Annotated in this window: 10 protein-coding genes and 1 pseudogene; 10 read left to right on the forward strand and 1 reads right to left on the reverse strand. The window is 41.8% G+C overall.

Annotation, left to right across the window (positions count from 1 at the left end; genetic code table 11):
- Positions 1–70: 70 nt before the first annotated feature.
- Positions 71–517, reverse strand: coding sequence for a hypothetical protein (locus tag ACSBOP_RS09585; RefSeq protein WP_442604184.1), 447 nt, complete (start codon positions 515–517; stop codon positions 71–73).
- Positions 518–785: 268 nt separating this feature from the next.
- On the opposite strand from ACSBOP_RS09585, the gene ACSBOP_RS09590 reads away from it, so the two are divergent.
- From ACSBOP_RS09590 to ACSBOP_RS09635, 10 genes and pseudogenes are all read left to right on the forward strand, one after another.
- The gene (locus ACSBOP_RS09590; protein ID WP_442604185.1) at positions 786–1,466 is read left to right on the forward strand and encodes an ABC transporter ATP-binding protein; all 681 of its coding nucleotides are present in this window, start codon (positions 786–788) and stop codon (positions 1,464–1,466) included.
- A 14-nt stretch (positions 1,467–1,480) separates the two neighbouring features.
- The gene (locus tag ACSBOP_RS09595; protein WP_442604186.1) at positions 1,481–3,910 is read left to right on the forward strand and encodes an ABC transporter permease; all 2,430 of its coding nucleotides are present in this window, start codon (positions 1,481–1,483) and stop codon (positions 3,908–3,910) included.
- 32 nt (positions 3,911–3,942) lie between these two features.
- On the forward strand, positions 3,943–4,635 hold the full coding sequence (locus ACSBOP_RS09600) for a response regulator transcription factor (RefSeq protein WP_442604187.1): 693 nt from the start codon (positions 3,943–3,945) through the stop codon (positions 4,633–4,635).
- A gap of 5 nt (positions 4,636–4,640) precedes the next feature.
- On the forward strand, positions 4,641–5,891 hold the full coding sequence (locus ACSBOP_RS09605) for a HAMP domain-containing sensor histidine kinase (protein ID WP_442604188.1): 1,251 nt from the start codon (positions 4,641–4,643) through the stop codon (positions 5,889–5,891).
- Positions 5,892–6,171: 280 nt separating this feature from the next.
- Entirely contained in the window at positions 6,172–10,878 is a 4,707-nt protein-coding gene (locus ACSBOP_RS09610) for an immune inhibitor A domain-containing protein (RefSeq protein ID WP_442604189.1), read from the forward strand.
- A 149-nt stretch (positions 10,879–11,027) separates the two neighbouring features.
- Positions 11,028–11,759, forward strand: a complete 732-nt coding sequence (locus tag ACSBOP_RS09615; protein ID WP_442604190.1) for an MBL fold metallo-hydrolase — start codon at positions 11,028–11,030, stop codon at positions 11,757–11,759.
- 3 nt (positions 11,760–11,762) lie between these two features.
- Positions 11,763–12,338 carry a TetR-like C-terminal domain-containing protein gene (locus tag ACSBOP_RS09620; protein WP_442604191.1) on the forward strand — a complete coding sequence of 192 codons (576 nt, stop codon included), beginning with the start codon at positions 11,763–11,765 and terminating at the stop codon, positions 12,336–12,338.
- 127 nt (positions 12,339–12,465) lie between these two features.
- Positions 12,466–13,047: a GNAT family N-acetyltransferase gene (locus tag ACSBOP_RS09625; protein ID WP_442604192.1), complete on the forward strand. Its 582-nt coding sequence runs from the start codon at positions 12,466–12,468 to the stop codon at positions 13,045–13,047.
- Positions 13,038–13,472 (forward strand): annotated as a pseudogene (locus ACSBOP_RS09630) (GNAT family N-acetyltransferase); the annotation flags it as partial. The gene ACSBOP_RS09625 and the pseudogene ACSBOP_RS09630, both read left to right, overlap by 10 nt.
- On the forward strand, positions 13,458–14,345 hold the full coding sequence (locus ACSBOP_RS09635) for a DUF2785 domain-containing protein (RefSeq protein WP_442604432.1): 888 nt from the start codon (positions 13,458–13,460) through the stop codon (positions 14,343–14,345). The pseudogene ACSBOP_RS09630 and the gene ACSBOP_RS09635, both read left to right, overlap by 15 nt.
- The last annotated feature ends 40 nt before the right edge of the window (positions 14,346–14,385 follow it).

Here is a 14,385-nt window from a genome sequence, read left to right on the forward strand (position 1 = left end):
TTCCAGCGCTGTTGAAATTTTCAGGGCATAGACAACTCTCTGTCTCTTCAAGCTTTGGGGTAGGATTATGCTAGAAGGTTAGTTGTTCCTTTAGTAATACCTCATTGGTTGAAGCATCTATAATTGTGAGTAACATGATCTTGCCATAGTTGAGAAACCGAATCGGATTTTGTGACCAGAGTCGGAGACCATTATTGACAGGATGAATAATGATTTCATCTGTGATCGTTCCTAAACTCAACAGGCTGTTGCCCTCTCCAAGCATGAGACTTGGTCCAAATGGTGAGACATTCTCAAAAGTGATCTTAACTCCTTCAACCTGAGCAAGGCTGAGATTTAGTAGAAGCTGGATTGAATTCTGATCCGTGCCGTAGAGAATTGATCCCATATTCGTACGAATCTGTGAAAGCTGCTTTGTATCAGCCTCTGAAATTACTTTTTTGTTCGAACTACAAGCTGCTGTACTGAGTAAGAGACAAAGTAAAATAATTGAGATCCTAATCCACCTTCGATCCATCACAAACCTCCATATATGGTAAATATGACTATATTTTACAATTAATAGAATTGTCTCCATCAGGCTAACATGAATTTTCAATAAGCTAAAGTGCCTTTGAAAATTCGACATTTCAAAGGCCTTTTCCTTCCTCCACCCATCTCTTACAAAATTGTCATTTCAAACGTCATCCGAAATTATGGTACGATACGAGTGCTTCATCTACAATTGGATATGTTAGGAATAGATCGAAATGAACCTTTTTACATAAAAGAGCGGGAGGTGCCCTGTGGAAGTCATACGCTTGGACAATGTGGGTAAAGTATTTGGAAAAGGAGACAATGTCGTTACGGCTTTACGAGATATTACACTGTCGATCTCAAAGGGAGAAGTTGTCGCAATTGTGGGTGCTTCAGGCTCTGGCAAGAGTACGCTGCTGCATATTATGGGTGGATTGGAGACACCGACAACAGGTATTGTTGAAGTTGAAGGAGAACCCATTTATGCACTACCTGATGAATCACTAGCCATATTTCGCAGACGGAAGGTTGGATTTATTTTTCAAGCGTATAACTTAGTTCCGATCTTAAATGTAAGAGAGAACATTGAGTTACCTGTACTGCTGGACCATGAAAAAGTAGATCAGGCTTATTTTCAAGACATTATTACATTACTCGGGATTCAAGATAAGATTCGTGCTTATCCATCGGACCTTTCAGGGGGTCAACAACAGCGTGTATCGATCGCTCGTGCGCTCATTCATAGACCTTCTTTTATTCTGGCTGATGAGCCAACTGGAAATTTAGATAGCAAAAAGAGCAGTGAAATTATGGAGTTACTGCGGATCACAGCTAAGCGCTACAATCAAACCTTAGTGATAATTACCCATGATCCGCGGGTTGCTGAGCAGGCAAATCGGATCATTACGATCGAAGATGGCACGATTAAGTCCGATCTACCCTACAATTAAAGGGGGGTGATACGTTGAATATATATACGAAATTAACTTTAGATTACTTAAGGCGTAATAAACGGCGAACGACATTCATTCTACTTGGCATCATGCTGTCAGTGGGTCTAATCTCATCCACCAGTACCTTTTTCGTTAGTTTTAGTCAGCAAATTGTGGAACAGACGAAAAAGGACGCTGGCTCTTATCATTTGATCGTTAAGCATGCGAGTCCTCAAGTGATTGAGCATTTAAAAGCGAATGCTTCGATCGAGCAGATTGGACTTGTCCATGAGGAGAAAGTGAAGTTATCGAATGGAAAAATCCTTCAGATCCAGCAGATGGATCAAAAGGCTTATGAATTAATACCCTTTTCAATTCTAGAGCAGGTTCCAGATGAATCTGGTGGTTTAATGATTGCCAAACGTTCTCTTCCTCTGCTAGGAAAACAATTCGTACTTGGAGATAAACTGACTTACCAAACACAAGATAAGCAGCAGCATTCCACACGCATTACGGCTATTTTAGAGAAAAATCCTTTTAACGATTATGGTAATCAAAGTGAAACTCTATTCGCTTATCAATTCATGCAGGAAATAAGTGACACAAAGGATATAAGTCTGTATTTAAAAGTGGCAAGTCATGCTAATTTTCCAGCTACTTGGGAAAATATCAAGGGCATGGTAGGTGAGAAAAACGTAACTCAGAATTATAGATTCAGCGGGAGTATGAATATAAACTCTGATCTTGGAAATACAACCTACCTTCAATACTTCCCAATCTTCCTTGTTGTAGTGGTTACATTTGCATTTATATATAGTACCTTTCACATTAGTGTTGCGGAACGTACCCGGCATATTGGTCTTCTGCGTGCTGTGGGTGCGACGAAACGTAATATTCGTAGAATGATGCTGATCGAAGTGACACTGCTAAGTGCAATCGGGGTTCCCTTGGGATTGTTCCTTGGCATATTTGGTTTATGGTTGGTTGTATGGGTATATCGTGCTTGTTTTGTCCTTGCTGAAAACTCCGTTTTTGATATTCAATTTTATCTATCACCGACATTTCTGCTGATAAGCACTGTTGTTAGCTTGTTTTCCATTTATATCTCGGCATGGCTACCTGTACGAAAGGCGGTTCGCATCTCACCGATTGCGGGAATTCAACAAGCATATTCCATGGGTTTGAAATATCGGAGGAGAAAACTTAGTCGACTTTTCGCGAAAATTTTCCGAATAGAAACCATTATAGCTCTACGCAGTATGTTACGAAATCGCAGACGATTTTTCATGACGATCTTCTCGTTGGGAATGGGTCTGTTCTTGTTGGTTCTGTTTACATGTTTTGTCTCACTCTTGTCGAGTAATGAGCTCAAACTGCGGGAGAACGGTCCTGATTTTACTTTGCACATAAACGGTAATGACAAGAGAATGATCTGGTCTCTACGTGATTTACAACGAATGGAAGATATCCGGGACGTTTATATCCATTATCCAAATGAACAGATGACGGTATTCTTACCTAAAACCCGCGAAACATCGGCTATGGGCTATTACGGAAATACTGCTACGATCGAAGGTGTTCCTTTTGTCGGGTTCTATAGCAATTGGAATATGCTATCAACTCATAATCAGTTATTTCTTAATCGTTATTTATTGGAGGGTAAAGTTCCTTCAGACGAAGGAAGTCAGCAAGAGGGAGTTATTATACTGCTTAATGGGGCAGCAGAGTTTACAAAACTGCACGTTGGTGATGAAGTTTATTTCCGCCAGAACGATGGTCCATCTCGTAATGCATATGCAGCAAGTGAACTTCATCATGTAAAAGTGCTCGCAATTGCAGAGCGTAATACGAGCGGAAGCAACTCAATTGAGTTGGTTGCAACACCTGGTTTATATCGATCCTTGCTTACAGATACTAGAGACAATATTTCACCCGATCGAATTGATATTTATATCAAAGATAAAATATCAGAACAGAAGGTTAATAAACAATTGGAGGAGTTAATAGCCCAAGATCAAGACTCTACGGTTGACAATCAAATTAGGTCAAATCGCAATATGAAGAAGATGGGTTTAGAGGTTTCTATTTTCCTGTATGGTTTCGTTGTTGTTATACTCATTATAGGAAGCTTAAATATGATGAATACGATTGTCATGAATATTCTATTCCGTAGAAAAGAATATGCGACGCTCCGTTCAATTGGATTGTCCTTTAAAAGCTTACAAGCCATGATTGTGAAAGAAGGTATTATTTATGGTATTCTAAGTGCAATCTTTGGTGGGATTGGCTCTGGGATACTCCTATTTTTGTTAAATTTGAATTCGTATATGCCTTTATCCTCTATTATCGTTATTGTGGTGGTCCTTCCGCTCGTGATGACAGTCGGTATCGGTTATCTGTCTGCCAAAATAGCTTTACGGTCTTTACAAGCCGATCACTTGCTTACGTTGTTAAAAGATTAAGTTAGGGACTTACGAAAGAGGAGGGATTCATAATGACTCACTTGTTATTGCTTGAAGATGACGAATCACTCGTACTGGGGTTAGAATTTTCTTTACAGGCTGAAGGATACAAGGTTACACATGTGGGAACGGTTGAAGCGTGCAAGCAAGCACTTGCTACAGATGATTTTGATATGGCAATCCTAGATGTGACGCTACCCGATGGCAATGGCTATGAGGTATGCTCCTATATTCGCGATTCTTCAGATATGCCGATCATTTTCTTAACGGCGATGGACGATGAGGTGAACGTCGTACTCGGATTGGATATTGGAGCAGATGATTATTTGACGAAGCCATTTCGTGTTCGGGAGCTGCTCTCGCGTATACGCGCTGTCCTCCGAAGGAAAATCCAGAAACAAGAGGGAACGCTGCTTAAGAGCGGTAATATCACTTTAGATGTCAATCGTGCTCTATTGAAAAAAGAAGATAAAGAAATTCCGCTATCGGCACAAGAATATCGCTTGCTGCTCATTTTTATGAATCATCCTGAAAAAATATTAAGCCGTGACGAAATTTTCGAGAAGCTGATGGAAGAAGGCGGAGAATTTTTCGAAGATAATACGTTATCGGTTTACATCAAGCGACTGCGTGAGAAGATTGAACGGGATGTATCCAGACCAGATTATATCATTACGCTACGCGGGCTCGGTTATCGATGGGATCGGCGCGTTATAAGGGAGTAGAGGCGATGAAGATATATGATAATCCGGAAGTTAAGCGCAATACCGGCGTGCTCTTCGTGCTTGTGGTCATGCTGTGTGCAGCTATGTTTGGTGGACTCTGGAAATTTGAGCAGCAGATCACGAGAAACTACATTAACAATCATGCGGCTATCGTCGGAAGTATCTTAGGCAAACATCCGAATCTTGAATCGGAGGTAATCCCTCTGATCACGAAAGGCGTAAATGCAGAAGACGAGCAAAAAGGGTTAGAACTGCTTGAACAATACGGATATCATAAGCAATTGCCACTTTTCTTCTTTTCTGGTTTGCATGAGATATGGCAGCAGATGCTCATTTATTTGGTGGTCGTGTTTGGTGTGTTTGTACTAGGGCTATTCTTATTGTTTTGGAAATATAGCGGCGGCATTTATGCCCGAATTCGTGAAGTGACACGTTTTGCTAATCATGTCTTGGAAGGACATTATGAGCTGAAATTACCGGAGACAAGTGAAGGGGATTTTTCCAAGCTCACGCATAGTTTTAATCGCATGCGCCTTGCCATTCAGCGTAACATTGAGGATTTGGTCACAGAGAAGAAGTTTCTTGTTAATTTAATGTCGGACATTTCACATCAGTTGAAGACACCGCTTGCCTCATTGGTGATGAATCACGATATTTTGGAAGAACGTGAATTGTCTAAAGCACAGCAGACTATGTTCTTACAAAAGAATCGCCAGCAACTAGAGCGAATGAATTGGTTAATCCAGAGTTTACTTAAGCTAGCAAAGCTTGATGTGGGTGCTATTGTTTTTCAGAAAAAAAGAAGTTCTTTAAATCAGACGGTCTATGAAAGTATAGATATGTTAAAAGGCATTGCGAAGCAAAAAAACGTTCGGATTGTCATAGATGCGGAGCAGGAAATCTTCATGGAGCACGATAAGGAATGGATGATGGAAGCGCTGCTGAATATGATCAAGAATGGAATTGAACATACAGCAAATGATGGGCACGTCTATGTGCAGTTAGAAGAAGGGAAATCCGTATGTAAAATACATATTCGTGATGAGGGAGAGGGCATTTCACGCGAAGATTTACCCCATATTTTTAAACGATTCTACAAAGGAAAGAAGAATAAGAAGTCTGGATCCGTGGGGATTGGACTGTCACTTAGCCAGTCGATTGTTGAGGGTCATCAGGGCTATATTAATGTGAAAAGTGAAGTGGGGAAAGGCACAACCTTTACATTCATTTTTGCCAAGATGAGCCCAAATTTATAATATTTTCAATTTGAAGGGCTACTGTATAGGGTAGTCCTTTTTTCAATTTATGAACAAAATGTAAATCCCATCTGACACTGTGTATGATGAGATGGGCATCATTTTCAAACAAATTATACATGAAATGGTTTTATCAACCTTATTGCATCATGGAATGGAAATTGCATGTTTCATTAGACGGTCAAAAATCCAGGTAAGAGGGGTGAAGAGTAGCGGGTATTGGGTGATTGTCTAAGAACTGAGTATTCATGGTGTGTAATTAAGAATAATGGGAGGTTCTATGAAAAAGAAATTAATCAGTACCTTACTAAGTACCGTATTAGTCTTCAGCTCGATGTCAACGGCCTTTGCGGCTTCAAAGCCACTTGATGGTAAAAGGCACATTAAGGCAAAGCCGTTAGTTATTCTGATGGACTTTGATGATTACAAAGAGACTGAGTTTAACGGAAAGGAACTGGCTTATTCAACAAAACCCTTCTTTACACTCGATAGCTATGATCCTTCTTGGTATCAGAACATGATGTTTGGTGAGAATACATACGCATTGATGGGTAAAGAGTATGATACGATGCGTAAATACTATTTGGAACAATCACGAGGACTCTATGATATAGACGGAGGTGTCCATGGCTGGTATAGAGCTCCGAAACCGATTAAGGTGTATGGAAATAAAAATCAGGATCGTGCGGCTGAACTAGTCATAGAAGGTATTAAAAAAGCAATGGAAGATCCTGATTTTAATATCGCGGATTATGATGTTGAGGATAAAAATGATTTTGATCATGACGGGGATTATTTTGAACCGGATGGTGTGATTGACACAGTTATTCTCGTTCATGCAGGTCGTGGGGATGAGTGGGGATCTGGATCTCTTGGCAGAGGCGGTGGGATCTGGCCGTTTAGAGGGAGGATCTCTTGGTATCAGACAGAATATACGAAGTATATTCCTTTCGAAGTGAAAGACAAGAACAACAAGACGTACCAAATCGAGGATTTTGTTACCGTGGCACAAGACTCACTTCCGATGCTGATCAACCATGAGTTCGGTCATACATTAGGTTTGCCAGATATTTATGGTTCTGAAAGTTTAGAGCCTGCACGTAACTGGTCGATTATGTCCAGTAGTTATCTGGGTAGTATCAATGGAACGAATTCACCGCAGTTGGGTGCGATCGGAAGGGAGATTATACAAGAGAAGCTAGGTGGAGACTGGGCCAGATCGAAGACCATTAACTTTGATCAAATTGGATCAGCAGGAATGGATGTCACAATTGGTGCTCTAACTTCGAATCCGGAGACAGATTTGGTTCGCATTGACCTGCCGAAAAAGGTCGAGGTAACAAAGCCTTATAGTGGAGAACATATGTATTACAGCCAGCGAGGTGATAATCTACGAAATTCGATGACGACAGACATCGATTTACAGCCTTATGCTGATACTTCTATATTATTAAGTTTTAAGACGATGTTTGATATTGATGATGAGTATGATTTTGCATCAGTTCTTGTGCGTGATAAAGCTAAGGGTTATGAAGCGAAATGGGAACCACTTGAGGGAAATATTACAACCGATGAAAATCCGAACCAAGAACAAGGTGAAGAACTGCGGAACCCTGGGCATGGAATAACGGGAAGCTCACGCAATCCTAATACAGGTGAAATGCAATGGATTGATGCGTACTTCGATCTAAGCGCTTATGCAGGGAAACAAATTGAATTCAAGTTTAATTTCTATTCCGACACGAATACACCACAAGAAGGAATTTTTATTGATGATATTAAAATTACAAGTAAGCCAAAGACGGCAGAAACCTTAAAATCAATGCAGCCGCTGTTAATGAAGAAAGCGCTACCACACTTTCCTAGGAAGAATAAGAATATAGAGGAAAGACCCGAAATTGGCGAACCGAGGCCGGATAATGGCTACCGGGCACAGAGAGATAGAGGACAGGGGGACGAAACACCTATACCGACTTCAACACCATTACCGACACCGCTACCCGAACCAACGGTGAGCCCTATACCAACTCCATCTCCATCTGTAACACCTGAGCCTACGTCAATCCCTACACCTTCTGTTACACCGACACCTTCATCAACGCCAACGCCAACGCCAACGCCAACGCCAACGCCAACGCCAACGCCAACGCCAACGCCACAACCATCTGCCAGTGCTACACCTACTCCATCACCAACACCTCAGACAACAGCTAGTCCATCACCTTCACCTACACCAACACCGCCTGATAAGACTCAGCCCCCTGCATTACCTGCTTCCATTGAAGGGATCAAGTATGTTGCTCCACAAACCTCTAACTCCATAATGAGTCCGGAGAAACAAGGAACCCTACAAGAAGAGTCTATCGAGTTCAAATTTAAAGAAAGTATGAAAGCAGGTGAGGAGTTTAACAAAATTACGTTATCTCTTGAAGATGGAACTGTGATTCCAAGTGTTGCTACATTTTCAACTAACAAATTGCTTGTGCTTAAACCTTTAAAGCCACTTGCTCCGAATACAAAATATGTCGTAACCATTCCGATTGGAGCAATCAAGAATGCGGCAGATAAAGTCCTGACGGAAGAAATCAAGTTTGAATTTACTACTCCATCACCAGCAGTTGAGAAGGTTGTCTTCTTTGATGATGCAGAGGGCGAGAGAGATCCTTTTACACACAATAAATTTATTCGTTATGATGGGCGCAAAGTTTCCACTCACTATTATTTACTGGAATGGAGAAATCATGACGGCACGGATCACTCTTTAAGTTCATATAACTTGCACCGTACAATCTCGAAGGGAGCCTATGATCCAGGGCTTGTCATTTGGTACATCAATGAGTCGATGGGAACCCGTGATCGATTTGATCAAGACGTCGTGTCACATCCAGGCCGATTAACGGCAGGGGTAGTGGATGCCGACCAAACACCTTTGGTTAGAAAAACGAAAACCGGAGACATAGACTACACAGGATATTTGTTACACGACTCTGCCTTTAGTTTGCGCAATGGAACAGAGCTGCTTACCAATCTTGCCAATGGAGATACGGGATATGATAAGAATCTGGACCCACATCCTGTATTTAATGACAAGAATGACTACACGAACAAATCTGATCGAAGACAAGGGCTTATCTTAGATCAATATGGACTTAACGTCTATATTACTGGCGAATCGGCTTCTAGAAAATCAGCAACTGTGCATATTGGGAACGCAAATATAGGATCTTCTTTCCATCAGAATGGCGTGGAACCGAAGTACTCTTATGACAAGAAGAGTAAAGAGTTAACTCTCGATGTACAAGGTAGACCGGGGTATAACGCTCTAGTTGGCTTTAAGAATGTTGCGAATAACACCGAACAAGCGCAAGTATTTAAGTACATTGATGGCAAGTACCGTGCATTCATCGATCCGAAGTTGATGGAGGATAACAATTGGAAGAGGAGTTATGTGCTGGTCGATGGTGGTGAACGTAATGCCTCCGTATTGGGGCAAAAGGTTTACTACAGTGACATGGGTGATCGACTGAGTCAAACAATGACGACCCAACTGGATTTATCCAAAGCCCAGCATCCAGAGCTATCTTTCCAAACCATCTTTAGTATGGAAAAAGGTTTAGACTACGCTGTCGTTCAGGTGAAAGAGCAGGGTACGAACACTTGGACAACAGTAAAAGGAAACTTGACCACGGCTGAAAATCCGAAAGAAGAGCAAGGTCTAACTGGCAGCTCGGGTACAGAAGGTTGGGTTAATGCCGCTTATGATTTAAGTGCATTTAGTAGCAAGAAGGTTGATATGAGAATCGTGTACAATACGAACGAGTCTTACCAAGAATTCGGGATTTATGTAGGTGCACTGAAAATTATGGATGATGGAAGAACGATTTTCTCAGAAAATAGACAGGATGCATCCAAATTTAATTTGGTTGGATTTAAAGAAACAGATCAATTCCCGAATTATGACTCTGTCAAAGCCTACTATAATCCAGAATTACACCCACTCATGGGTGCACCAACTAGAGGAGATGACGGCGGAGATCATGGAACATCACCAGGAAGTGGATCATCCTCAGGTAGTACACCTACCCCTACGACACCACAACTGGATGCGAATGGAAATGTAACCCTCACAACAGATCAACTAAAAACATTATTGGATAAAAAGCAGCCTCTTGTATTAAAAACAGGTGGCCTGAAGCTTGAATTTGCTGCTGACGCTTTTGCAACCGATCAGGTGAAACTTGCAACAAGCATTGCTGGAACTCGTCTAGTGATTAGCGCACGGGTACTCAAACCAAATGAGAAGCAGGAGTTCTTGAAGCAAGCAGGTATGGGTGAAAGATCGGGTATTGTCGATATCGGTGGCATTCTTGTGGATATTACGGCTCAACTTGTTAAAGCAGATGGAACGAAGACAACGATCACATCTTTCCATGAGCCAGTCGCAGTAACCATTGACTTGTCATCACTTACCCTATCCAGCTCAGATATTGATAATTTAACGGCTGTTCGTTATGTAACTGACGATAAAGGCCATGTAAGTATGGTGAAAATGGGTGGAGAATACGACGCACTTCGTAAATCCTTTACTTTCTACACCGATCATTTCAGCTTATACGGTATAGTGAAAGCAAGTAAGCTAACTAAGCTCGGTCTGAAGCTCAATGAGCTAACAACGACATTGAATGGAACGAAGATTACAAATGACGTTGCACCTACGAGTGTGAATGAGCGTGTAATGGTTCCAGCTCGATACATTGCGGAGAGTCTAGGCGCCAAAGTATTATGGAACGAAGAAAAGGAAGAAGTCACGATTGAACTGGATGGCAAAGTGCTCAAGATGACAATCGGTCAAATGATTGAAGGCTTTGATACGCCACCAGTGGTGAAGAACGATCGTGTCCTTGTACCTATTCGTTACATTTCCGAGCAATTCGGAGCAAGTGTACTCTGGTTCCCATCCACACAATCTGTTGAAATTGTAAAATAGTCGTTAAAGAGCGGTTAAAGATCACTGAGTCATTCAGTGGTCTTTTTTCTTATTTTTAAATTCTGAAAAATAAAGCCTTGCAAAAACTAATGGCATTAGTTATTATAAAACTAACACCATTAGTTTTCGGAAAAAGAGGAGATGTTAATATGAGAATCACTCGTCAACATACCATTTATCAACTGACTTTTATGCCACGGTTTTTTCCAGTGAATTGTTATATCGTAGAAGAAGAAAATGAACTTACGTTAATTGATGCAGCACTTCCATATAGTGTAAAGGGCATTCTGGCAGCTGCCGTAAAGATCGGGAAGCCTATTACCCGTATTGTACTTACACACGCACATGGCGATCATATCGGCGCACTGGAAGCTTTAACTAAATTGCTCCCGGATGCGAAAGTTCACATCTCAGCACGAGACGCGAGATTACTCGCAGGGGATGCAACACTAGATCCAAGTGAACCGCAGAATCCGATTCGCGGAAGTCTTCCGAAGAAACCGATGCCTAAGCCAGACATCCTTCTTCAAGACGGTGATCGAATTGGTTCGCTTCTGGCGGTTGCTACTCCCGGACATACGCCTGGTTCGATGTCTTTCTTGGATACACGCAATCATGCTATGATTGCTGGAGATGCCTTTCAATTACGTGGAGGAATCGCAGTATCTGGGCAAATGCGACCGTGGTTTCCTTTTCCAGCCATGGCGACATGGAGTAAGGAAGTTTCACTTGCGAGTGCATGTAAAATTCGAGATTTCAAGCCAACCCTACTTGCTGTAGGTCATGGTAAGATACTGCCTAATCCTGAAGCTGCAATAAACCAAGCCATTTCAACAGCTGAACAGCAATTACACACGACACAGATCCAAAGGAGCCATTAATGTATGTCACCACGAATCGGGCTTGATCTACCAACTATTCTAGATGCGGCTACAATCATTGCTGATACGCAGGGCTTTGAACAAGTCACACTTGCAGCCATTGCACAAAAATTCAATATTCGTCCGCCTTCCTTATACAATCATATCAATGGTTTGCAGGGGATCCGCCAAAAACTGAAAAGTCACGGGCTAGCATTGCTTCATGTTCGGTTAACTCAAGCGGTTCACGATCTAACTGGTGATGCAGCTGTTCATGCGCTAAGTGCTGTTTATATGACTTTCGCCCGCGAACATCCGGGGTTATATGAGGCAACTATTCCGGCAGCAGATCCTGATGATGTTGAATCGGCAGAGCTTGGAGAGCAGATCGTGCATACTTTTTTACAAGTACTTCGTGCGTATGGTTTAGACCATGAGAGGTCTATACATGCTACTCGTGGATTGCGGAGTATTTGTCACGGTTTCGCTTCTCTTGAACAAAAAGGAGGCTTCGGCATTCCACTCGACCTTGATTTAAGCAGGCGGCTCGTGCTGAATTCCTTTCTTGCGGGTCTGCGTCAAATGAAACCGAACGATTGAATGAATAGAGACTTGGGAATCACTCTCGGTAAAGAGAATACGACCCAGTCTCTTTTTTTGTAAGCCAATAGGAGGGAAATATTGTTATAATAAGTAGAAGCTACAATTAAGTTAGGAGATAGAATGAATGACCAACTACCAAACCGTATTGAAAGAAAATGGAGTTACATTAAGAAGCATTACGGAGGAAGATTTCCCTACGCTCTATCAACTCATCTATTGTGACAAGGAACCAGAATGGAAGAAGTGGGATGCACCATATTTTCCACTCAAATTTGTAGAGTACGATGAATATGTAGAGAAAATAACGAAGTCGATTCTACTTGAAAAGGATGGTCCTGAGTCCCAACTCCTTATTGAAGTGGATGGTGAGATTATTGGAACAGTGAGCTACTACTGGGAGCATCAACCATCCAATTGGCTGGAGGTCGGCATTGTCATTTATACTCCCCAATATTGGAGCGGGGGGTACGGTACGGATGCTCTTCGGGCATGGATTACGCATCTCTTTAATCAGATGCCGCTTGCTCGTGTGGGACTGACGACTTGGTCGGGCAATTATCGAATGATGCGTGCAGCAGAGAAAGTAGGCATGCAGTTAGAGGGCCGAATGCGGAAATGTCGGATCTATCAAGGGGAATATTACGACTCTATTCGGATGGGCGTATTGCGAGAAGAGTGGTTTGAGGGGGATTCTGCATGCCGATAACGTTGCAACAGGTAGACCGCAGCAATTGGGAAGAAGCGATCGCGATACAGACGACAGATGAGCAGGTGCGTTTTGCGCCTGCGGTTGCAGTATCATTAAGTAAGATCTCGATTAAACCAGATGGGGATAAGATCACATATGTACCTTTTGCCATCTACAATGAGGATGTAATGGTTGGATTTATCATGCATGCTTTTGATGATCGAACCGATTATCAATATTGGATTAACGGATTTATTATCGACAAGAAGTATCAAGGGCAAGGATATGGCAGAGCAGCTATGATAGAGATGATTCGCCATATTAAAGATCGCAACGCACACTGCAAGGAAATCAAACTTACTGTACATAAAGATAATCCGAAAGCCAAGCAGTTATATGAGCAATTGGGTTTTGAAGTAAACGGTTCTATATTCGGTGATGAGATTGGGATGTGCAAAAAGCTGCTTGACTCAGATCGTACGGAATATGAACTGGAAGCCGAGCAATTGAAACAGATCTTATTACATATCGAGGCAAATGGGCATCAAGTCCCCTCTGACCACAATCCTTGGGAACTAGCGCAGCTGATGATGAAGCATATCGGATCACAAGATGCCACGCTTCGCGATAAGCTCATTTATAGTACCATGTGTCGATGGTTATCACCTAACGTGTTCACAACCGATCAAATGCGTGAATTGCTTCACCAGAGTCTAGATAAAGATCATCTCTTCTATAAACTAGGTGAGAATGGCACAAATAGTGTGTTCACACGCACTTTCTCTGTGCTCATCATTCCACTCGTCATAGGCGAACATTGCAAGTCACCTTTCTTGGAAAAAGAGGACCTTGCGCTCACTCTTAACTGTGTGCTTCATTATATTGAGCATGAGCGGGACATTCGAGGTTATGTGAGGGGCAAAGGTTGGGCACATGCAATTGCACATGCTGCAGATGCGATTGATGAACTAGCGCAAGTCGCTACGATTACAAAAGATGAATTAAGCCGCATGCTCGTTACGATTCAGAACAAATTGCTGAATATACAAGAAGTGCTTTTATATCAAGAAGATGAGCGATTGGTAACTGCAATTATCAGTATTTTGAATCAATTAAAGTGGAGCGAAGATGAGATTAACGAGTGGTTGAAGGGATTCAGTGAGCATACAACAAGAGGTACCATTGAGAAATCTCCAGAATACCTACTTAATATTAAAAATGTTTTATTGGACTTAAATAAAAGAATAGCGTCGCAGAGAGCTTTTCAAAATGTGACTCCAGTCATTCAAATGACAATCAAGCAGATCTATCTTTAATATGGAAAAGAAACCGTTCAATTATTAACAAGATTTATAA

This window comes from Paenibacillus sp. KN14-4R, assembly GCF_052180255.1.
Taxonomy (GTDB): Bacteria; Bacillota; Bacilli; order Paenibacillales; family NBRC-103111; genus Paenibacillus_AM.

Coding starts and splice junctions, on each gene's coding strand:
- ACSBOP_RS09600 (WP_442604187.1), top strand. CDS start 3,943: ATGACTCACTTGTTATTGCTTGAAGATGACGAATCACTCGTACTGGGG.
- ACSBOP_RS09610 (WP_442604189.1), top strand. CDS start 6,172: ATGAAAAAGAAATTAATCAGTACCTTACTAAGTACCGTATTAGTCTTC.
- ACSBOP_RS09615 (WP_442604190.1), top strand. CDS start 11,028: ATGAGAATCACTCGTCAACATACCATTTATCAACTGACTTTTATGCCA.
- ACSBOP_RS09620 (WP_442604191.1), top strand. CDS start 11,763: ATGTCACCACGAATCGGGCTTGATCTACCAACTATTCTAGATGCGGCT.
- ACSBOP_RS09585 (WP_442604184.1), bottom strand. CDS start 517: ATGGATCGAAGGTGGATTAGGATCTCAATTATTTTACTTTGTCTCTTA.
- ACSBOP_RS09625 (WP_442604192.1), top strand. CDS start 12,466: ATGACCAACTACCAAACCGTATTGAAAGAAAATGGAGTTACATTAAGA.
- ACSBOP_RS09605 (WP_442604188.1), top strand. CDS start 4,641: ATGAAGATATATGATAATCCGGAAGTTAAGCGCAATACCGGCGTGCTC.